This is a genomic window from Deltaproteobacteria bacterium CG11_big_fil_rev_8_21_14_0_20_49_13, from assembly GCA_002796305.1.
Lineage (GTDB): Bacteria > UBA10199 > UBA10199.
Genome location: PCWZ01000082.1, coordinates 31864 through 53994 on the forward strand (window position 1 = coordinate 31864; position 22131 = coordinate 53994).

18 protein-coding genes are annotated in these 22131 nt (G+C 49.1%); 7 read left to right on the forward strand and 11 right to left on the reverse strand.

The features are described from left to right. Positions 1-33 precede the first annotated feature (33 nt). Positions 34-498: a tRNA-specific adenosine deaminase gene (locus COV46_08100; GenBank protein ID PIR16489.1), complete on the reverse strand. Its 465-nt coding sequence runs from the start codon at positions 496-498 to the stop codon at positions 34-36. A 152-nt stretch (positions 499-650) separates the two neighbouring features. Between COV46_08100 and COV46_08105 the strand changes: the two genes are divergently transcribed. Further along, entirely contained in the window at positions 651-1622 is a 972-nt protein-coding gene (locus tag COV46_08105; protein ID PIR16490.1) for a hypothetical protein, read from the forward strand. Between the two features lie 19 nt (positions 1623-1641). Next, positions 1642-2679, forward strand: coding sequence for a radical SAM protein (locus COV46_08110; protein PIR16491.1), 1038 nt, complete (start codon positions 1642-1644; stop codon positions 2677-2679). A gap of 20 nt (positions 2680-2699) precedes the next feature. On the opposite strand, the gene bamA is transcribed toward COV46_08110, so the two are convergent. From bamA to mpl, 3 genes are read right to left on the reverse strand one after another with little or no spacing between them, the layout of a single operon-like run. Further along, complete coding sequence (gene bamA / locus COV46_08115; protein PIR16492.1) at positions 2700-5390, reverse strand: outer membrane protein assembly factor BamA; 2691 nt, start codon at positions 5388-5390, stop codon at positions 2700-2702. After that, positions 5387-8572: a hypothetical protein gene (locus COV46_08120; GenBank protein PIR16493.1), complete on the reverse strand. Its 3186-nt coding sequence runs from the start codon at positions 8570-8572 to the stop codon at positions 5387-5389. The genes bamA and COV46_08120 overlap by 4 nt, the downstream gene beginning before the upstream one ends. Beyond that, positions 8569-9978: a UDP-N-acetylmuramate:L-alanyl-gamma-D-glutamyl-meso-diaminopimelate ligase gene (gene mpl / locus COV46_08125; GenBank protein PIR16494.1), complete on the reverse strand. Its 1410-nt coding sequence runs from the start codon at positions 9976-9978 to the stop codon at positions 8569-8571. Before mpl ends, COV46_08120 begins: the two co-directional genes overlap by 4 nt. A 109-nt stretch (positions 9979-10087) precedes the next feature. On the opposite strand from mpl, the gene COV46_08130 reads away from it, so the two are divergent. Further along, positions 10088-10588 (forward strand): gamma carbonic anhydrase family protein, encoded by a 501-nt coding sequence (locus tag COV46_08130; GenBank protein ID PIR16495.1) that lies wholly within the window; start codon positions 10088-10090, stop codon positions 10586-10588. Here the strand turns inward: COV46_08130 and COV46_08135 are convergent. Both COV46_08135 and COV46_08140 read right to left on the reverse strand, forming a co-directional pair. Further along, positions 10585-11685, reverse strand: a complete 1101-nt coding sequence (locus COV46_08135; GenBank protein PIR16496.1) for a serine hydrolase — start codon at positions 11683-11685, stop codon at positions 10585-10587. The two genes, COV46_08130 and COV46_08135, sit on opposite strands and share 4 nt — an antisense overlap. Positions 11686-11765: 80 nt before the next feature. After that, positions 11766-12692, reverse strand: coding sequence for an LD-carboxypeptidase (locus COV46_08140; protein ID PIR16497.1), 927 nt, complete (start codon positions 12690-12692; stop codon positions 11766-11768). A gap of 139 nt (positions 12693-12831) precedes the next feature. On the opposite strand from COV46_08140, the gene COV46_08145 reads away from it, so the two are divergent. Next, the gene (locus COV46_08145) at positions 12832-13353 is read left to right on the forward strand and encodes a hypothetical protein (GenBank protein ID PIR16527.1); all 522 of its coding nucleotides are present in this window, start codon (positions 12832-12834) and stop codon (positions 13351-13353) included. On the opposite strand, the gene COV46_08150 is transcribed toward COV46_08145, so the two are convergent. Together COV46_08150 and COV46_08155 are read right to left on the reverse strand one after the other, a co-directional pair. Further along, positions 13350-13769, reverse strand: coding sequence for a hypothetical protein (locus tag COV46_08150; GenBank protein ID PIR16498.1), 420 nt, complete (start codon positions 13767-13769; stop codon positions 13350-13352). The two genes, COV46_08145 and COV46_08150, sit on opposite strands and share 4 nt — an antisense overlap. A gap of 97 nt (positions 13770-13866) precedes the next feature. Continuing rightward, positions 13867-14199 carry a hypothetical protein gene (locus COV46_08155; protein PIR16499.1) on the reverse strand — a complete coding sequence of 111 codons (333 nt, stop codon included), beginning with the start codon at positions 14197-14199 and terminating at the stop codon, positions 13867-13869. Between the two features lie 128 nt (positions 14200-14327). On the opposite strand from COV46_08155, the gene COV46_08160 reads away from it, so the two are divergent. After that, complete coding sequence (locus tag COV46_08160; protein ID PIR16500.1) at positions 14328-15128, forward strand: hypothetical protein; 801 nt, start codon at positions 14328-14330, stop codon at positions 15126-15128. Continuing rightward, positions 15125-16468 (forward strand): hypothetical protein, encoded by a 1344-nt coding sequence (locus COV46_08165; protein ID PIR16501.1) that lies wholly within the window; start codon positions 15125-15127, stop codon positions 16466-16468. Before COV46_08160 ends, COV46_08165 begins: the two co-directional genes overlap by 4 nt. Here COV46_08165 and COV46_08170 read toward each other — a convergent pair. Continuing rightward, positions 16437-17492: a 4-hydroxy-2-oxovalerate aldolase gene (locus COV46_08170; GenBank protein PIR16502.1), complete on the reverse strand. Its 1056-nt coding sequence runs from the start codon at positions 17490-17492 to the stop codon at positions 16437-16439. The genes COV46_08165 and COV46_08170 overlap by 32 nt on opposite strands. 34 nt (positions 17493-17526) lie before the next feature. After that, on the reverse strand, positions 17527-18726 hold the full coding sequence (locus COV46_08175; protein PIR16503.1) for a hypothetical protein: 1200 nt from the start codon (positions 18724-18726) through the stop codon (positions 17527-17529). Between the two features lie 86 nt (positions 18727-18812). Here COV46_08175 and COV46_08180 point away from each other — a divergent pair, with 86 nt between their 5' ends. Next, positions 18813-20378, forward strand: coding sequence for a hypothetical protein (locus COV46_08180; protein PIR16504.1), 1566 nt, complete (start codon positions 18813-18815; stop codon positions 20376-20378). On the opposite strand, the gene COV46_08185 is transcribed toward COV46_08180, so the two are convergent. Continuing rightward, on the reverse strand, positions 20359-22122 hold the full coding sequence (locus COV46_08185) for a hypothetical protein (GenBank protein ID PIR16505.1): 1764 nt from the start codon (positions 22120-22122) through the stop codon (positions 20359-20361). The two genes, COV46_08180 and COV46_08185, sit on opposite strands and share 20 nt — an antisense overlap. Positions 22123-22131 lie beyond the last annotated feature (9 nt).

Here is a 22131-nt window from a genome sequence, read left to right on the forward strand (position 1 = left end):
AAGTCTGAAGTCAGAGGTCTGATGTCAGACCCTTTATTTCCGATTTCTGACCTCAGACCTCCGACATCTTAGTCTTTCAAAAAAGTTGCTCAAGAGCTTGCCGCATTCGTCGGCCATAACTCCGCTTGTGATCTCGATCTGATGATTCAATCTTTCATCGCAGGAAAGATCGAAAAGCGAACCGCATGCGCCCGCCTTAGGATCCTTGCAACCATATACTATCCTCTTCACCCTTGCCTGCAGGCAAGCCCCCATGCACATGATGCACGGTTCGCAGGTGACATAGATGGTCACCTCGTCAAACCTCCACGACGGAAGCGGCCTCGCCTTAACGATTTTTTCCAAAACCAGAATCTCGGCGTGACCGAGCGGATCGCTCGTCGTCTCACGAATGTTATGCGCGCGTCCGATCACAGAATCGCCTAAGACCGCAACCGCACCGATAGGGACCTCGTCTATTTCTAAGGCAAGTTTTGCCTCGGCAATAGCTTCTGTCATGAATATTTGGTCGTTAGTCGTCATATAAATGAGGTGGTGTTTTGCGGCAACACGCTTCGCACATATAGTCAAGTGAAAAAATTAGCAAGTGCCTTCGCATAATGAAAAAAATCTTGCGCTAAGGCGGATAATTTGCTACCTGTACATCCACCATGATACTACAATATATACAGATCAGTGAGATCAACGGCAGTGACGACAGTTTTCGCGTCACCTTTGCTCCGGTGCTCGACGAGCTCAAAGAATCGATCAAGAGCGTGGGCGTGATCAACCCTATTACCCTCCGCCACACCCAAGAGGGGACATATCAGGTGGTCACAGGGTATAAAAGGTTCCTTGCCTGTCAGGAGCTCAACCGCCAGACCATTCCGGCGCTTATTTATGAGCCGCACGATCTGTCGCCCATGCAGGCCTTCCTTTACAATATACACGATAATAACTTTTCGCGTGAGTTGAATATTATTGAAAAGTTCAATGTCTGCACAAAGCTCATAAAGGTCTTTTCGGTAAGCGAAGAAGAGGTCGTAAAGAACTATCTTTCGCTTTTGAGAGAAGAACCAAGCTACAAGATACTTCACCAGTATCTCTCTCTGGGCCAGTTAATAGAGCCAATGAAGGCGCATATCGTTCGGCACGGCGCCGCCCTTTCGAGCGGGAACAGGATAGCAGAGTTCACCCCTTCTACCCAGACGTCGCTTTTGAACGTCCTTACGCACATTAACCCCAGCACCAACAAGCTGAACGAACTTTTAACGCTTATCAGAGAGATCTCCGCACGCGACGGCACCTCGGTCGAAGAGATACTTCAGCGTTACCAGCTCTTAACGATAGTCGCCGATCCGAGCGTTGCGGCCCCGGAAAAGGTCGCGGCCCTTCGCCAGACGCTTCGCAGTGTAAGGTTGCCGCATCTGACCGAACGCCAGAAACAGCTGACCTCTCTCATCGAGAACCTTCAGCTGCCTCAAACGGCTCGCCTTGTTGCCGATCCTTATTTTGAGGATCCTAAGCTCAAGCTTGAATACCAATTCAGCGCCCCCGAAGAGCTTAGCAAGCTTATATCTTCGTTGCAGGTAGCCTTCGAAAAACAACAGTGGCACTCGATATTCGAATGGTACCGCGCCTAAGCGTAGTGTTGTTTACATCATGAGCGCAAAAGCTAAACAGTTCGACCAGATCTGGATAGGTAAAGAGGCGCTCCTTTATCCCTCTACCCACATGATTTGCGAAAGACTTCCAAACGTCCCATTTGACATCGTCGATGACGTTCATATCTTGAAACATCCGTCCGATATTAATCTATCCAAGCGTCAATTGGTCCTTACCGTCAACAAGGGGGCCTCATTCAAACCGTGCCAGGGAATGAGCGAAGGGGTTGTCTGTTGCGGATATCATACGATAGATCTTGCTTCTGGGTGCAATTGCGACTGCAGCTACTGCATCCTTCAGCACTATCTTGCCAATAATCCGATGACGGCCATCTATGTCAACATCGAGGAGATACTGGGTAACGTCAAAAAACATTTGGAATCGCACAAGGATATTCATTTCAGGATAGGAACGGGCGAACTTTCCGACAGTCTCGCCTATGATCACATAACCGGCTATTCAAAGACCGTCGTCAGATTTTTTGCCACTCAAAGTAACGCCACCTTCGAGTTCAAGACGAAGACGGTCAATATAGACAACCTCCTTTCTATCAAACACGGCGGCAGGACAGTGGTATCGTGGTCGGTGAATCCCCAAGGCATAATAGATTCGGAGGAGAAGAACTCGGCCTCGCTTAAAGAGAGGGTCGAAGCCGCCAAAGCTTGTGTTGGCGCTGGCTACAGAGTGGGTTTCCATTTTGACCCGATGATAAATTATCCCGGCTGGGAGAACGATTACAAAGAGGTCATCGACGAGATATTTAGCTACGTTCAACCGATGTCCGTTGCTTGGATAAGTCTCGGCTCGTTACGTTTTCCGCATACGCTCAAAGCGATAGCCGAGAAGAGATTCCCTTTGTCTCGGATCTTTTGCGGAGAATTTATTCCTGCCAACGGCAAGATGCGCTATTTCAGGCCCATAAGAGAGGAGATGTACAAGAAGATGCGCTCATGGATAACGGAAAAGGCGCCGCTGGTAGTTCCCTACCTTTGCATGGAAACCAAGACAGTCTGCGATCGCTACGACTCCTACTAAAGTATAGCGTTCATTTTTGATTAAAATATGTAGCCGAAGGTGAAGTGGAAGCGGCCGAAGGGTTCGCCGGCTCTCCTGTCAAGCGCAACACCGTAGTCGACGCGCATTGGACCGACCGGGGTTGTATAACGGAGGCCTCCGCCGGCCGCGCGCCGAGTGTTGTACCAGCCTGTCTGATTGAACTCGTCGAAAAGGGCGCCCATGTCATAGAAGCCCGCCAGCCTGAAGTTGCCGTAGATCTTTGTTGAAAGCTCGGTGTTATATATCCACCTACTCCTTCCACCGGTGGGGTTTCCGGCCGTGTTCACAGGGCCTAATGATGCGAACGAATAGCCCCTGATCGTATTATCGCCGCCCATCAGGAAGAGTTGGTTAGAAGGGACGGAGATATTGTGGCCTAGCGTTTCGATGCGCCCGACCCTGAAGTTGTTCGAGAGAATGAAATATTTCAGGAATCCGTAATATTGTGCAAGCGCCCATGTTAGTTTGGTGAAGTTAGCCCCGACACCTTCGATCTCGTTATAAAAACCCACACCGGCCATCGTATATATGCCTCTTGTAGGTTCTGCAAAGTTGTTCCTTGTGTCCCAGCTAACGGAGAGAGAAACGTTCGATACCGTGTTGTTACGGAGAGAATCGGCATCTGCCGCCGTCGAAGACCCCTTTATAAAATAGTTCCTCTGCAACTCCCATTTGGCTAGGACGCCGGTCCTGTGATATCTTCTGAAGAATCCGAACCCGCCTCCGCCCTGAAGGTAGGTATAGACAAGGTTATCCTGATACTGAAGCCATGTTGATGTGGTGAGTTCAAAGTCGCTTCCCAAAAATCTTGGGTCTGTCCACGACATCTCGCCTCTGGAGAGCCTTTTACCACCCGTGAGCGCTAGGTTGCTCCTCTTTGCGTAGCCGAAGGTGTTGAGGTTCGTAAATATCAGCGAACCTGTGAAGAGTTGATCGGTCGAGTATCCTAGCTCCACGTTCATTATGAAAGGTTTCTGCTCTTCTACGCTCACCTTAAGATGGACTATATCCGCCATTTCGCTAAGACCGACAGGCTCGATGTTGACGCTGTTAAAGGCGCCCATGCGCCTTAGTCCCAACTTTGAGTCGACTATCTTCTTATAACTGTAGGGTTCGCCTTCGTGTATCGACATCGACTTTTTGATGGATGCTGTTGCTGTAAGAGAGTTGCCCACCGCCAGCACCTCGCCTATCTTTACCAGCGGACCTTCGTTGATGTCATAATTGATAACGGCCGAAAGTCCGTCAAGATCGGCCGACTGTGTTATCGTGGCATAAGGATAACCCGTGTCGGCGTAGAACTCCAGGAGCGATTTCTTATCGTTCTCCATTTCAAGAGGGTTGAAAGGTTTGTTTTTTCTATTCTTGAGTCTTTTCAAAAGAACTCTCTTCTTGTGGACGTTGTTGCCGTAGAAGTTCGTATGCTTAACTATCGTCCTTCCGTCCTCATCTATGGGGATGGTTATATCCACCCCTTCTTTTACCTCTGTTATCCGGGGCTTTCCTATCACGGTGTTCACGTAGCCCTCTTTATCATAGTAGAGCTTCATTCGTTCAAGGTCGTCTGCCATCACCATTTCGTTGTATATCCCTTTATTCGTAAGAGAAAGCTCGCGCGACTTCATCTCGTGTTTCAACTTGCCGGTCGAGATATTGTTGTTCCCTTCGAATTTAAGCCCGACTATCTTGATTTTGGGCCCCTCAACAATATTGAAGGTTATTATTATCGTGCCGTCCTTTTCCGTTCTTCTTGAGGATCCTGCCGTTGCGTCATCAAACCCATTCCTGTGATAATAATTCATGATGGATTTTTTGCTTGCATCTATCTCAAATTCGTCAAAGCTCCCCTCTTCGAATATCGTCACTGCCTTTCTTAATTTTCCCGAAGAGATCTTTTTATTGCCTGTGAAATTAACGCAGACCTTCGGGCCTTCGGTTACCTCTATGTCCACATCGATCCTTCCGGCATCGAGGTCTATTGCACGTTTTGCGATCTTTATATTGGCCCTTGGATAACCGTGTTTGTGATAATATCCTTCGGTCTTTCTTATCGCCTCATTGAAATCGCGGGCGTTGTATCTAAACAATGGATTTATAACAGAGACAAGCCGTCCTTTTGGAAATGCGCGCATGCCGTTGATGTTTATCTCCCTGTATCTTAAAATAGAGCCGCGTTTGATCTTGTAGATCACGTCGACGTCCTTGCTGTATTCGTTCCAGCCCTCATCGGCCGTTATCTTTGTATTGTAAAAACCCTCACGATCGTAGAACGCCGCGAGCTTTGGAACCTGTCCCTCGATCCGGTCGTTCGTGTACATATCGCCGGGGCGGATCGTCAGATACTTCTTTACCCTCTTCTCAATGAATGGATAGTTCCCCTGGATGTCAATATCACCGATAAGGATAGCCTCCTTAAGGAAGAGGTTTATCTCCATGCCGCCGTCAGCCGCAGTCATCGTGTCGACGTTTATCGTTTCAAATACTCCCCATTTGCGCAGGTAGTCGATCGATTCGTCCAGTTTTTGAGGAGAGAACTCATCGCCAATATTTATAGGAAGCATGTTCCTTATCTGTGCCTCTGTTGTCTTTCCTGCCGAACTATCGGTTATGTTTATATTGATGGCCTTGATGGGCGCAGCCTGCAACGAAGCGCTTACGAACATCATTGCTATGATAGCGCGAATTCTCATCTTTCGTTGAACCTCAATGAAAGGCTGAACTTGTATTGCTGCCCTGTGGAAGATTCGCCGTTGAGCATCAGATAGTCGGTCAATAGATAGTTCGCCCTCACGTTTTGTTGCGAGTCCTGAGCGTTTATGTTGGTGTAGAACTCAAAGAGCATCCTGTCGCTTAACTGTTTTCCAAGATAGAGCTTGGATATCTGAAGATTGCCGGATGACGAGGAGCCCTGTTTACCGGGCGTGTCGCCAGCTTCCAGCCTGAACGTATCGAGTTTTGTGAACTTTGTCACGGGGCTTTCCAGCATGTGTGAGATCTGGCTTGCGGCCATCGATTGTCCAAATCCGGAAGACGTCTGTGAATCGCGTATCTCCTGTTCTGTCACACCGAACAGGAGAAGTGATACAATGTCTCTCTGGTCCATCGCCTTCGTTGCCGAGAGGTCGAGCGCCAGATTATCGACCCTTCCGTGGATCGTGATAGTTATGACAAGGTCGGGAATGCTTGGAACTTCATGTTCGGCGGTTATCTCGATATATGGGTTTGTATAGGGGTCGCGGAACTCAACAAAACCCTTTGTGATCGTGAAGTCCTTGCCTAGATAATGGACCTTCCCTTCGGGGGTCTCAATTATCCCGGTTATTATCGGTTTTTCAACCGTCCCCTTTGCATCGATATCCACCTTTAGCCATATGTCGCCGATGTTGTTCTTTATCCTCACGTCGCCAGAGTTCTTTATCTTAAGGTCTAGGCGGACCGTTTTACCCAGAGGTGTCCCTTTTTTCTTCTCCGGTATCGATGATTTTTTCAATCCCTCTAATATCACGAAATTCTTAGTGTACCGCGTATCGATTATGTTCACATCGCCTGAAATGATGGAACTGCTCTTCGTGCCGGCCCACTTGGCGTCGGAGGCGAATTCTACTTTTAAGGTCCGTTCGGGATTTACATATCTTAGGCTCTCACAATCACATGAGACGTCGAACTTTGATGGGGCGAGGTTCTCGTGCGAAACGTAGCCACTAACGGCGAATTCTCCGTCGTCAACGAGCCCTTTAAGGTCGTCGGTTCGCAGTGTATGGCCTTCGAACTTCACGCTCCCCTTTACGTGTTCAAGGCGCCTTTGAAGAATTCGCGAATAGATGTAGGTGTCGCCGAAGGTGAGCCTTCCGTTAATAGAAGGATTTGAAGTTGGCCCTGATATTTTAAGAGAGCCTTCTATCGGCCCTTCGGCTTCGCGCAGGTACTCCCTGAACACAGAGAGCTTCTGGGCATCTATCGATCCCGAAAGAGTGATATCGCTATTCCCCTTTGGAACGTAAGTGCCGGCTATTTTCGCCGCGCCATAGTTGATGTTCTTTATCTGCCAGCTTAGGTTGCGGCTCTTGTAGTTTATATCGAAAGAGAGGTCAGGGAGAGGCTTTCCGTAGGCCCGAAATCCGCCGGTCTCAAAATCCATGTTTACAGGCGATGAGAATAGCACCGGTTCCATGTTCGGTATGAGTATCTCGGCATCCGTTATCTTTATCTTTTTAAATCCCATGTTGGAGGCGGCCGTAAGTTTTTGAAAACTGACACCCGCCACCGAGCCGTCGCTCGCCTCTATATCAAGTTTGCCCTTATATGTCCTCTGGGGTCCGTCCAGCACAAGATGTCCGCTTCCCATGCCATGAATGCCATATTCCCTGAAGCTTTTTGAGAGGTCATTATCATACGCCTTGGCGTCAATGTGAAGGTTCTTGGGACGCGGTTCGTTCCCTACCTTGGCCCCATATTTTATTTTGAGCGTGATATCGCCGGTCCTTTTGCCGCTCTGCTCGAGCTCTCCTATGAGCGTCAGCTCGTGGTAAGAGGCCTCTATCTTTGCGTGCGCGCGATCTGTCTCTATCTTGTAGTATCCGCTTACACCTGTTGTATAGGCATCGCCGACCACCTTAAAGTTCTTTGCCCAGCCGTTTATGGTGGCGTTGGCGTTGGCTGTGCCAAATATAGGATGAAATTTCTCATCGCCGAACCTGCCGAACACGGCTGCCAGGGGGGCTTCCTTCGCTTCGCAGGTTATATCGATCTTCTTACCGGGGATGTTCACGCCCCCCTTAACCGCGATCTCTCCTTCCTTTATCTTTACGAGCGTGTTTTCAAGATTTGCAACACCGTTCTTCCACGTTATTTCAGACCTGATATTGACGGGGTCTAATGGTTCTTTGATGTGCGTAAGATCTATCTTTGCCGAGCCGGTTGTCTTTGCTATGTCGAGGCCGACCCCATTGGCGGTCACCTCTCCTTGAATATGCCCCGAGGTATCAATTAAGGGATTATAGGTTCCAAGTCTTGGGAACGGCATGGGCTCGGGTATCTTAAGCTCGGCCTTATATTTTTCGGTTGCGAGGTTAAACTCAAAAGCGCCCTTGAGCGTTTTGCCGCCGCTCTTTATCTGAAAGTCCGAGAGCTTAAAATTCTTATCTTTAACTTCAAGGTTGGCAGAGAGGTTGTTTATTGTGGCGTTGGTGAGAACAAGGTCGGCGATATTAAGCCGGCCGCGTATAGAATTGACATAAGGAGGCGCGTTGGTCCAGTCGCCCAGAGATGTCTTTCCGACAATAGAAACGTTCCCTGCCGAGTAGCTCCCGTCATCTTTTTTAAATTCGATGCCCTGGAGATTCACCGCTATACCGACATCGCCTGTCAGCCTTGGCCTGAACTCGAAATTAAGAGAGTCGGAAAGAAGGATGTTCCTGTCGGCAAAGTTAAGACGTGTGCCCGTTATCTCTCCGTTCTCAATTATCAGGTTCCGGAGGATAAAGAGTTTTTCGATGCTTATGTCGCCTGCCTTCTCTTTTTTACCTGATATCTCCGGGAAGAACGCATCAAGCCCGTCGACCGAAAGCTTATTGATAATGAGCTTTCCGCGTAGAAAATTAATGGGGCTGTACCTAAGTTCTATCCTGTCTGTGGAGACCCTTATCTTGCTCTTTTCGTTCTCGTAGGAGAATGCTCCCAGAACTACGCGGTTTCTAAGGACGTCGAACTTAAGGTTCGACACCTTTATCTGAAAATGACTCTTGTTGATGACGCCAAGGAGAGCGTTTTGAACGGCGGGCGAGTTTATAGTGTAGTAGATAGCGGAAAGAATGGCAAAAACGAACGTAAGTGCCACAAGCAGGGCTAGAAAACTGGCGTGTCTTTTCTTCATTTAAGCCTTTTCAGGATCTTTTCGTGTATATTATCGAAGCCGCCGTTGGACATCAAAAGCACAACGTCGCCGTTCCGGGCGGTCTTGGCCACAAATTCAATTATCTTATCGGTATTTTCAAAGGTGTAAGCGGTTCCGCCCTTGGCGTTGATCTCGGAGATGATCCCGTTAACATCAAGGCGCTCTTTTTCGGGTACTTTTTCGGGTTTAAAGAGCCCGGCGATCACAGACATGTCCGATTCTTTAAATGCCGCAGGAAATTCTTTCTGAAAGGTGTTTCGTTTGCTGGTGTTGGAGCGGGGTTCAAAAATAGATATAAGCCTTGATGACGGATATCGGAGTTTCATTGCGTGAATGGTCTCACGAATGGCGGTTGGATGGTGCGCGAAGTCGTCGATGACCGTAACTCCTCCGGCAACGCCTTTTATCTCCTGACGGCGCTTTATTCCTTCGAACAGTGGGAGGATATCTCCTAATTTTACCGGATCATCGCCAAGCTCCATGAGGAGTGCAAGAACTCCTACCGTGTTCTGCAAATTGTGGTCGCCGTACTGACTACTTTTGAACGACCTTTGACATGCTTTTGAACCACCCCTCGACTCCGCCCGGGGCACGCCTTTCCATAATATGAATTCGGTCCCTTCAGGCGACACCTTTACATCTGTTGGATAGTACCCGTCATTCTTCTTTGCTCCGTACATCACCACCTTGCATTTGGCCTTTTTTGAAAGTTTTACTGTGTTTTCGCTGTCCGCGCACGCTACAAGAAGTCCGTCGCCGGGTATTCTTTCGACCAATTTTTCAAAAGAGCTCATTACATGAGAAAGGTCCCTGTAGATATCCGCATGGTCAAACTCGACCGGCCCTAAGATAACGTTGCTTGCACGGTAATGTAAGAACTTGGGTCCCTTGTCAAAGAAAGCGGTGTCGTATTCATCTCCTTCGACCACGAAATATGGAGGCTTGCCTATCTTCGCGCTGGTCTTAAGATTGTTCCCGACCCCTCCTATCATGAAGCCGGGGCTGTACCCGAGCGCTTCAAGGAGCCATGCACAAAGAGTGGAGGTCGTGGTTTTCCCGTGCGTGCCGGCAACCACTATGGAGCGTCTCTCCATTATGAAGAATAGGGTAAGGGCCTCGGGCATCGAGAGATATCTGATGCCTTCATTTATCACCTCATCGGCCTCGGGATTCCCTTTTGAAATAACGTTGCCGATGACGACCATGTCGGGGGCGGCCTTTTTAATGTTCTCGGCGCTGTATCCTTTGAAAACCGGAATTTCGTTCTTCTCCAGCTCAACCGACATGGGAGGATAGATATCCTGATCCGAGCCGGTCACTTCAAACTTTGCCTTCTTTAGAAGCACGGCAAGCGAACCCATACCGGTTCCGCAAATGCCTATCATGTGTATCTTTTTAGTTGTCACGAAAAAACCTTTCTGTTAATAGCTAAATTGCCAAAATAAATCAATATTTACAATAACTTTCTGTCTAAATCAACTTGTGGAGGCAACAATGTTAATAAAACACGCAGGAAACGAGCCAAAAATGGAAAAAGAGGTCTTTATAGCCGGGAACGCGAGCGTAATAGGAAAAGTGGAGATGGGAGAAAGGAGCTCGGTCTGGTTCGGCGCCGTGATAAGGGGCGATGACAACTCTATAAAGATAGGGGGCAGAACGAACATCCAAGACCTCTCCGTGCTTCATGTGGACGAAAGGCACGATGTGCAGATAGGCGATGACTGCGTAGTAGGTCACCGCGTGATAATCCATGGGGCTCACATTGGGAGCAGATGTCTAATTGGAATGGGGTCAATAGTTATGAACGGCGCAAAAGTTGGGGACGATTGCATAATCGGTGCGGGTGCGCTTGTTACCGAGGATCAGGAGATTCCACCGCGCTCGCTTGTGATAGGATTTCCCGCCAAGATTAAGCGCCAGTTAACAACCGAAGAAGTAACAATGATACCAACCCTTGCAATGGGTTACACCAAAAGAGCCGCAAGCTACATTTAAACAATAAGCGATTCAAAGATCAAGTTGTGAAGGTAGGGCCTGAACGACTTGATCTTTTCGTTGGTGGTGGTTGGGTGAATGCGGTTTGAAAGCAGAACTACCCAGAAATCCTTTTCCAGATCTATCCACATGGAACAGCCGGTGTAACCCAAGTGTCCTATCGACCTTTTGGAGAAGTGGGAACCGGCCTGCGAATTCGTGTGCTGGGAGGGGGTGTCCCATCCAAGTAGCCACGTTGAATCGAAAAGCGTCTGGTGGAACGGCAGAAATCTCTGTACGACTTCCTGGGAGACGCACTTTTCGGAAAAAGCGCATGTCTCTTTGTAACTTTTAACAAGTGCCGGGATGAATTTGCCTATATCGGTCGTTGTAGAAAAGAGTCCGGCATGTCCTGCAACGCCTCCCATGGCGTAACAATTCTGGTCGTGAACCTCGCCTTTCATCACCTTGTGGCGCCATGGGCAGTCTTCGGTGGGGGCAAACTCTGTTATCTGTGATCGGTTATCGGTTATCGGTTTCAAAGGGACGAAGAACGTGTTTGCAAGGCCGAGAGGTTTGGCTATTTTTTCAAGGAATAGTTTGTCGAGCGTCTTCTTGCACAATTTCTCTATCATTTCGCCGAGCAGGATAAAGCCGATGTCTGAATATATACTCCCCGTTCCCGGGACGTACTCAAGCGGTTCTCTGCAACATTCATCTATTATTTGAAGCTTACCCGATGGTGTTCCTATGTTATCTGCAGGCACCGTCTGGTAATATGGTTCCCATGCGGGAAGGCCTGACGAGTGGGACAGAAGCTCTTTTATAGTTATCGGCCTCTTTGTATCGCACTGGCATTGCGGTAGAAAGGCCTGCACCCCTTCATCGAGTCTTATCTTGTCGTCCGTAACCATTTGCATGAGGAGCGTGGTTGTAGAGATCGGTTTCGTGAGAGAAGCGATATCGAAGATGGCCTCAAGTGTTGCGTTGCCGTAGGCCTCGTGAAGAAGAGTTCTTCCATTCTTTACGACAAGCAGCTGCGCGGACGGAAAGACCCCGCTGTCCACCGCCTCATTCATCGCATTTTGAACTTGTCGAGTCATGGTATTTCCTGTCATCCTGACCCCGAACCTGTCGAGGGGGAAGGATCCCGTTTATCCAGTGTGTTATCGGGATTCTTCGGTCACCCCAGGCTCGCTCAGAATGACAATGCAGATTCCACAATTTCGAGCTCCAGAGGCTCTGTCCTTAGCCGCGCTTTTACACCCAGCGGAAGCGTTACGAATAAACTCTTAAGATCAAGATGTCCTGTGGGAAAATTCGTGACTATAGGTCCTGGAAAATCGCCGAGCGTGGTGTCTAGCGTCTTTTTTAGCCACGCGGTCTTTTCGTTCTTATTGAGCTTTAGACCCAGCGTCCCGAACACTATTCCCTTTACATTACGCAATAGTCCCGCCGCCTTTAGATGTGTGAGCATCCGGTCATAAACATAAACCGGTTCTCCCACGTCTTCCAAAAATAATATCGCATCGTCGGTGGGGAGCTCGTAGGGCGTTCCAATAGATGTAGTGACAAGGCTTAAGCAACCGCCGATAAGTGTGCCTTCCGCCGTCCCCTTTTTGAACGCCTTGGCGCCGTTCACGGGGAGTCTGCCGGCAGGGGAGGCAGAACTAAGAAGCCCAAAAAGTATATCAATGGTCTTTTGCGGCGCATGTTTCAGATGTCTTGCAATGGTTGGGCCGTAAAACGAGCCGCCGATCCCATGATGATATAAATAGATGTGAAGGGCGGTTATGTCACTGTAGCCGAAGACTATCTTTGGATTTGCCTTGATGGTCTCGATGTCAAGGAGCGGCAATATTCTCTGAGTACCGTAGCCGCCTCTGGCAAAACATATTGCTTTGACGGCAGATTCGGCAAAGAAACTATTGATCTCATCTGCGCGGCGTTCGTCCGTTCCTGCAAGGTAGCGGTCCTTGGCGAAGATGTCTTTACGGAAAGTCACCTTAAAACCGAGCGCGCGGAGTTTTTTTACCGCGAATACGAACTCGGCTCTGGCGAACGGGCTTGCAGGAGCCGCGACGGCTATAAGGTCGTCTTTTTGCAATGTCCCTGGCTTAATCATATTGACACACCCACTTATATAGTATTAGTAAAAAAGTGACAATAGTAATGTCATTCTGATGCCGAAGCCCGAAGGGACTCGTTCGTTTGGCTGCGAAAGATTCTTCGCTGCGCCCAGGATGACGAGAGGGAGATATAACATGGATTTTTGGGCACTGGTGAAGAAGAGAAGATCGGTAAGAAAGTTCGATCCAAAGAGACCCGTTTCAGAGGAGCAGACGGATAAGATCTTAGAGGCCGCCATCTGGGCGCCATCTGCCGGCAACATGCAGTGCTGGCGTTTCTTTGTTGTGAGAAATCCTGAAGTTAAGGACCAGCTAGCTATTAGGGCAGGGCACCAGCCGTTCTTAAATGATGCGCCGGTCCTTATTGTTGTATGCGCCGATCTTGCGCAGATTGCCCATTCATACGGAAGCCGCGGTAGCGAGACCTTCGCAATTCAGGACACCGCCGCCGCGATAGAGAACATCCTCTTGGCGGTCACGGACCTTGGCCTTGCCGCCTGCTGGATAGGGGCCTTCGACGAAGGTCGCGTCTCCAATATCCTTAAATTGGAAGAAGGCATTCGTCCTCTAGCGATGCTTCCGATAGGATATGCCGCCGACGATCCCCGGCCTCCCAGAAGAAGACCGCTGAGCGAGGTTGTGAAAAGAATAGATTAAACGTTGAACTTGAAGTGGATTATATCGCCGTCTTTGATCACGTAGTCGCGTCCTTCGCTGCGGATCCTGCCGGCGGCGTGGATCGCGTGTTCGTCGCCCATTTTCGTCAGCTCGTCATACGAATATACCTCTCGAATGAAGCCTAAGAACTTATTTCCAAGACCTTCGCCTGAGTGGGCGTTCTTGACAAGTCCCGCGATATCGACGAATTCAACGGTCGTTGGCACCGTTCGCTCCGGTTTGAATTTGTCGGCTATATCATTCAGACGTTTGTCAGGAACCTGGACCATTCCTTCATTATGGTCCTTCGTGCAGAATGGATAATTTTCGGCAAGGACATGCGCCGCGGTCAGGGAATTGAATATCGTGGATTTTCCAACGTTCGGTAGTCCGACTATGCCGCAATTAAAGCCCATAAGCCGCGCCAAAACTATAATGCGACATTCTTATAGTCAAGCGATTACTGTTTTGGATGGGTTACGAAAGAAATCCTGTGGGTTTAATTACAGGTTTTTAGGCCTTTCCGCCGGTTCCGCTGCCGCTGTTGCTGCCGCTGCCCGAGCCAAGTGGAGAGCTCCCCGAGCTGGACTGCGATTGTACCGGATTTCCTATGGCATAGGAATTCTGGGTCGTTATCATCATCCTTCTTTTTGCCTTTATCAGCGCAAGCTGGCTCCTGCCGGCCATGAGCGCCGACTGTCTTATCTGCGAGTTGGCCGCCATTCTCTCGCGCTCTTTTTGATTGTTAAGCGAGAGCTCCTGCTTAGCCTGCTGTTTTTCGGTCCTCTCCTTTGTGTCGGTATATTGCCAAGCAGAGAATGTTAGGCTGGCTATGGCTACTACCATAAAGTATCTTATCCTCCGTTATTATTATCGGTGGCACTATACCCTAAAGTTGCTAAAATTAGAAATATTTTTTTCATCCCCCTAATTCTCTTGAAAACGGCCCTTTCAAGGGGTAAGAAAGGCCGTAGATGTTGCCACCTAAGGTATTAATAACGCTTGAGATATCAAAGCCGGAGTGGCCGGTTCCCGGGTCTCTCGTCGCAGGGCTCAAAAAAAGATTTCCCTCCATCGTTTTTTTGAAGGACCTCAAAAATATTAAAGACGCCGATATAATATTCGGCTGGACCATGGGCGCCCATTCGGTTGCTAAGGCGACAAGGCTCAAATGGTTCCATACCGCAGGGGTGCAATATGAAGATATCCTTCCAAAGGAGCTCTTCAAAAGGGCGGTCGTTACCAATTCCCGCGGCGTCTGGGGGAAATATATAGCAGCAGAGTTCTTCTCGCACCTTAAAGTGGTGAAAGGGAAGAGGGCCGGGATAATAGGTTTCGGCGGGATAGGGCAGGAACTGGCAAGGGAGGCGAAAAAGCGCGGGATGAAGGTGTTCATGGCGGGGCGTGTGGACGATCACAGGGAGGTCCTTAAGGGGTCGGATGTTGTATTTGTCGCCGTTCCCCTTACCAAAAAGACCGATGGGATGATCGGGGCGAAGGATTTCGGTCTTATGAAGAAGGGTGTCATTATAATGAGCTCTTCCAGGCCCGCGGTCATAAATAAACGGGCGCTTATTAATGCGGTCAGAGGCAAAAAAATGAAATTCGCGCTTTTAGACAGCCTGTGGCCACAAGATGTCACAAAGATCAAAGGCGTTAAAACATTTCCACACGCCTCGCCTTTATTGTATAATGCCTGGCCTCTCATGTTCGCTATCTTTGAAGAGAACCTGAAGAGATATATCGCAAAAAGGCCGCTTAAGAACATTCTATGACCATAAAAAAGGCCGCACTCATCACAGCGCTTGACCCGGAGAACCCCTACAGCCGGATAGCCGTGAACCTTGGCCTTTTGAACATCGCCGCAAGTGTCAAGACCAAGGTGGATGTCCATATAGTGGATAGTCTGGGATCTATATTCAGGCTAAGGCCCGATATCGTGGGCATCTCATCGGTGACCGAGAACTACGGGCGCGCCATAAATATGGCGAAAGAGATAAAGATGGAGCTCAACGTTCCTATCGTTATAGGAGGCACGCACATAAGCGCCCTGCCGGAGTCTTTGGACAGGGTCTTCAGCGCAGGGATAATAGGCGAGGGAGAAGAGACCTTTTCGGAGATATTAAGCCGGTATCCTGATTTGAGCAAAGTGGACGGCCTTGTCCGCTGGAGCGGCGATTCTCTCGCATTTACCCCTTCGCGCAGGATGATCAAATGCCTCGATTCGCTCCCGTTGCCCGACTGGAAGAGATGGGTGGAGCGGCCGGGACTTCCTTATGTAATGACCTCGCGGGGATGCCCATACAAATGTTCGTTCTGCTCGAGCCCCGTTCAATGGGGTTCGGTAAGGCTTCATTCGCCCGAAAGGGTGCTTCAGGAGATAAGGCTCATCCGGGAGCTCTACGGATCCAGACATATTAAGTTCTTCGACGATATTTTTATCCTGGATAAGAAACGCGTAAAAAAGATAGTGGAGATGATAGATTCGGAAGGGTTGAACAAAAGGATCACCTTCAGTTGTTTTTCAAGGGCCGATCTTATCGATAAGGAGACTGCGGCGCTTCTTCTTAAAGGGAACGTAAGGTTCGTTTCGCTAGGGATAGAATCGGGGTCATCTAAGGTGGCAAAGGCGCTCAAAGGGACCTGTTCAGCTCCTGCGCACAACCAGCGCGTAGTTGATATGCTTCATACTGAAGGATTTTACACGGGATGTCTCTTCATTATCGGGTCGCCCACCGAAACAGAGAAGGACCTTATAAAGACGCTCAAGTTCATAGAAAAGAACGAAAAGAAGATGTTCGAGATCGAGATAAATCCTTACATTGTCCGGCCCGGGACCCCGTTCTGGAAAAAGGCGGTCAAAAAGAAACTGGTCTACAACGAAATGAACTGGGAGCTTCTGAAGGATTATTCACTTCTCAATTTTTTCGATCCCGACAGGTACGTCTATGTCAATGAGCACATGCCTTACGAAAAATTCCTTGAATATGTGGAGCGTTTCAAGGAGATATTCAAGCGGGTAGTGATGGACCCAAAGAAGATGTCGATGTTTAGAGGTCTTATAGGGCCGGAAGACATACCCGTTAAATTGGCGGAAGAAGACCTATCCTCTTGAACACGTCGTTCTCGTCGTGTCCCAGTTTTGCGAGAATATCCCCCACCTGGTCCAGCGTGATGTCCCTGCCGGCGGGAAACTTTGCCAGCTGGTCGATTATGTCGTACATGGGGACCTTTATCTCCTTCGCTATTATCTCAAGCAGCGTGAACGGAAAGAAATCCCTTTCTTTGTAGGCAAGGTACGCCTCGCTTGCGGGTGCGTCGGGGAAATATTGAAGGAGCTTTAGATATATTTCGTCGGCGGCGTCAAGAAGGACCCTTTCGTTGAAAGGACATTTGTAACCAGCTTTTTTAAGGAGGAGGGCAAGGATCTCCAGAGGGACGTTGCCGCTTCCGCGCCCCACACCGTGAAGGCTTGCGTCCACAAAGTCGGCCCCGGATTCGATGGCGGCCAGGGTGTTAGCTACAGCAAGTCCTAAGTTGTTGTGCGCGTGAAAACCGACCGGTCTTTTAGACGCCTCTTTGGCGTAGCCGATATATTCCGGAACGAGGGAAGGCACCAGACAGCCCGCGGTGTCGACCACATATATAACGTCGGCGCCGTACTCCGCGAGCTTTTTTGCGGCAACGGAGACGCTTTTTGGAGCGATACTTGTCGAGCGCATTATCTGCGCAAAGACCTTGAGCCCCATTTTTTTGCATGCGGGGATCAGGTATTTGAGCGTTTCGGGAAATACCACGTTGCAGGCGAGCCTTACAAAATCGAGCTGCTTTGCCACCAGCTTCAGGTCCTCTAACCTGAATATGGGAGGACTTCCTATCACGCCGAGCTTCAGAGGTTTCTTGGCCCCTTTGAGGGCCGCCCTTGCCGCCTTGATCTGTTCTTCGTCCGAGGTCTCGCAGGGCATTCCCGCCTTGCCGGCGCCGAAGCCGACGCCGTGGCCTATTTCGACCCATTCAACGCCTATCTTTTGCAGCTTTTTTACAATGTCCTTGACGTTCCCTGCCGTGAACTTGAACGCCACGGCGTAGGAGCCGTCCCTTACCGTTACGTCTATTATGTTTATCTTTCTGCCTGCCATATTGGCTCCTTTTGTAGCACCAAAAAGACCCGATTCATAGAAAATTGTAACGTTCGTTCCTTATGATACCGTCCCAGTAGGGGACTATCTTTTTGTCCCTTGTTACCGTATCGAGATTGAGCCCTCTTATCTCTTCGTAGTCAATGTTGTGACTGTCCGGCCATGAAAAGAGGACGAGCGCAAAGACAGGCCGTCTTGGGTCCCGCGGGTCGAACGAGACAAGCCTTGAGGCGTTGGGCTTTCCGACATATTTGGAGAGGTATCTCTCCATCATGCAAGGCTCGCTCTTTAGTCCAAGCTTTTGCGATATGACGGGGTCCATAAGGAACCCAAAATATTCAATATTGAAATAGTAGGCGTTGGGAAAGGCGTTCTTTGAGAGCCAGTGATCAAGTATGATCTCGTAAGGTATCCTGGCCTCTGCCGCCAGCCGCTTGATGAAATCGGAGAGGAATATGTTCTTTTCGCCGATATTCCTTCCTATGCCGGTTGCAACGCGTGCCCTGACCTGAAAGATAAAGTCGTTATTGTTCAGGGCATAGTTCATGATCCTTCCGAACTGGTCCTCGTTTATCCCCTTGGCCATGGTGAAAGAGAGCTGTGTTCTGATGCCGTATTCTTTGACGTTGGCAAGTGCTTTTAGTTTTATTTTGAGAAGCCTTGCGTTCTCTATCTTCTTAAAGACCCTGTCGGTGAACCCGTTCATGGAAAAATTAAGGTAGGAAAGACCGGCGTTCTTAAGGGACCTGACATAAGAATGGTTAGAGAGTCGTACCCCGTTGGTCACGACAGCGGTCATCTTGTTTCTCAAGGCGGCGTAACTTATCATCTCGGGAAGCTTTTCGTGTAGAGTGGGTTCGCCTCCGGAGAATATTATGGTGTGTCCCGGATAGGTCCTTATGAGCTCCTTGACATCGTTCAACTTAAAGTTGAGCCTCTTGTCCCTTTCCGTAAGGTAGCAGAGGCGGCAGTTCAGGTTGCATTCGTGAGCGATATTTATCATCAGCATTCTTTGCGAGGGTGGATATGGCTCTTTTTTATATCTTCCCTTAATGACCCTCTTAAAGAAGTTAAGGTCCTTTTCAAGGATCCCTTCGGTTATTCCGTGCTTAGGGCACTTTTTTAGGATGACGGCCTTCCCGTTCTTTGCAACTACCTGCGCGCTCACTATCCTGTAACATTCGCTACAGAGGCCTTTGGTTTTTTTCTTGAGAAGGTCCATAAATGTTATCATCCTTCGACACGCTCAGGATGAACGGGCCTCGATTCTACCACTAACTAAGATGGACAACAAACTAAAATTATAGTAATGATAATAACATGCCTCTAAAGATCGCACTTGTTCAGGTGGCCGACTTTGAGAAGCTCTATCACGTCCTTTATAATACCATCGGAAATTTTGCGGACGGTCCCGCGCCCGAGGCGAAGGGATTTATAGAAACGATCAAGAGGAGCCGAAAGCCCATCTATTCGCCTTATCCGCTGGGGATTCTGGCGCTCGCCGCCTACGCAAGGGAGAAGTTCGGGAAAAAGGTCGAGATTTCTGTCATCGACATGCTTCAGCAGAGGATAACTTCCGAAGAGCTTCTGGAGCGTCTTGACGGGATATCGCCAGATGTCGTGGGTTTAAGCGGTTTCTCCTTCTATGCCGACGAGATCCACAAGGTGGCCGGGCTCATCAAGAAAAAGGACAAGAAGTGCGTAGTTGCCTTGGGCGGTCCTTACGCCTCGGCGTCCACAAAACGCGCGGCGGGAGACAAGAATATTGACATTGTGGCTTTTGGAGAGGGCGAACTTTCTTTCGAGGAGATAATAAAGAGGGCGCTTAAGAAAAAGGGATTTAAAGGGATAGACGGCACCGCCTGCAGGAGCGGGAAGGGCGTCATTGTAAACCCGCAGATGAAGTTAATAGAGAATATCGATTCGCTCCCTTTTCCGGCCGTCGATCTCATAGATGTTATGGGTTACTCCGGCCAGTCGCCGCCGGTCTTTCGCTACTTTGGCGTTCCATGGATGCTTACGTTCAATTCAAGAGGGTGCCCTTACAAATGCGCCTATTGCCACAACATCTTTGGCAAGAGGACGAGGTTCATGTCGGTCAAACGCACGTTCGACGAACTTTCATATTATTATAAGCGATACGGCATCAGGGAGTTTCATGTGTGGGACGACATTTTCAATCTGGACGTGAGGCGCGGGATCGAGCTTTCCAAAAGAATAAAGGCGCTCAAGGCGGATTTAAGGTTCTATTACATGGGCGGCCTCCGGGCGGACATAATGAAAAAAGAGCTTTTAGACGCCATGATAAAGGCGGGTGCCTGTTACGTTTTTTACGCGGTAGAGAGCGGCTCTCCAAGGATACAAAAACTTATCTCAAAGAACCTGGACCTTAAAAAGGCGGCCGAGGCGATAAACTTCACGGCCGATGCAGGGATACTGACCAACACCTATAACATGCTTGGGTTCCCGACCGAGACAAGGGAAGAGATGCAGATGACCGTTGATTACAACCTGAGGCTAAGGCACCATTCCATGCAGATGTTCAAGGTGATCCCCCAGGAGGGGACGCGGCTCTACGACATGGTAGAGGCCGGCAGAAGGTCCGCTACGGGGACGACCGACATGTATACGGAATATACCTCTACCGTGGGCGCCGGTGTGAAGCCGCAGGAGTTCGAGGCGATGGTCAGAAAGGGTTTTAGAGATTTCTATCTTGACCCCAAAAGGATAAGGCGCGTGCTCAAGATGACGTCACCGATCCTTTCAAAGGAAGAGATATGTGCTACCTACAACGTTTACCTTCGCACGTTAAAGGCCGGTGATATATCGTCTTCCTCGGATGAGGTGAGGAGGGAGCTTAAAAAGCTCAGGAAGTTCGAACCCTGACATAACCTGTTGAAGGCAGCTCTCCTTCCGCGGGAATAACCGAATATCTGTACATGACGGGACTTTTGGGCAGCCTTTGCAGGTCCTTTGCGCCTTTTCTTATGGCCTCGATCGTGATTTCCGGGTCGTATTGATATGTGACGGTGTAAGTATCGAATCCGCCCGTCTTTTTTATGGGAGAAATTTCTGTTTCATGTCTGTAGAGCTCCCGAACAGGCAGGGGGATGTCGGGTCCGTTAAAGAACGAGGCGAAGAAGGAATATATCTGTTTGACAAGGTTTTCACTTTCTGGGCGGCTTTTGACGGGCGTTGGCGCTTTGTGCCATTTCATGAAGAGATGGAGAGGGTCATTCTTTGCGAGCGATACATAAAGAGAGGACCAGTAGGCCATCATGAACCCGTCAAAGAGGAAATGATAGAGGTATTTCAGCATTTCCCTTTTTACATGTTTGGCCCTTATATAATAACAGCCAAGGAACATCTCTTTGTATCTAAGAAGCATTCTTTTGTCGAACGAGAGGTATATGCCGCCCGCCTGATCTGAATGAAAGCCGTCGTAGAGAAGGTCCTTCTTGTATGTTTCCGAAAGTTCGGTGTTGACGTCGCAGGAAAGTATGTGGAACCGGATGCTTTGCTTATCTGAGAACGCTTTTTTTATCTCATCCTGAAGTCGCAGGGTCATTTTGATCTCTTCGATGGTCTCTTCGGGGAAACCAATGATGAACGAGGCGGTTAGACCTATTTTTTCTGCCGCGGTGGCCTTTAGCGTTCTGGTCACGCATTTAAGGTCTATATCCTTCTTTATGCTCCTTTGTATCTTTGGGGAGCCCGATTCTATCCCGTAAAATATGCCGGTGCATCCGGCCTTTGACATTAGTTTGAGCAGTTCTTTGTTCACCGTGTTTATTCTGGTGCTGCAGCGCCATTTGATCTCGTTCTTTTCCTTTATGAGCTTATGGCAGAGTTCGATCACCTGCGCGCGGTTCGTTATAAATGTGTCGTCTACAAAGACTATGGTAGAGGTGTTGAAAATATTACTTAAGAACCTCATTTCAAGAAAGGCCCTTTCGACGCTCTTTCTCCTTGTCCTTTTCCCCCAATATCTTGCGGTGGCACAATATGTGCAGTGGAAAGGGCAGCCGCGGGTCATTTCTATCGGTACCTTTGTGTTTGGGTAGACGGGGTAGAGGTGGTAAGCCGGAAGGGGGAGGGTGTTGATGTCTTCGATGAGAGGGCGGCCGGGGTTCACTATTATATTTTTGCCATTACGGTAGGATATTCCCTGGATATTTGCGAGGGAAGAGCCGGTTTCCAGGGCGCCGGTCAGTTCCTTGAATGTCGTCTCCCCTTCGCCCCTTACGATTATATCCACCGGGAAATTTTTTAGTATATCGTTCGCACAGAACGTGGCCTGCGGACCGCCGAAGACGATTGTGGTTTCGGGTGAGATTTTTTTAAGCTCTGTTGCGATCTTAAGGGTGTGGTGAAAACATGCCGAAAATGTAGAGAAACCGACGAGGTCGCATTTTTTTGAATGGATGAGCCTGGCGGCGGTCTTTTCGAAGTCACGCCCGTATTTGATAGAACCGTTCCTTACAAGAAGGGTGAGGTCTATGACCTCTATTTTATGCTCCTGCGGCGAAAACATCCCGGCGATGGAGAGGAGGCCAAGCGGAACATATGGCAGGCTGTATCTTGGATATGCCGCGTTTATGGACACCTGCGGTATTAAACAGATCTTCATCGGTTTGCC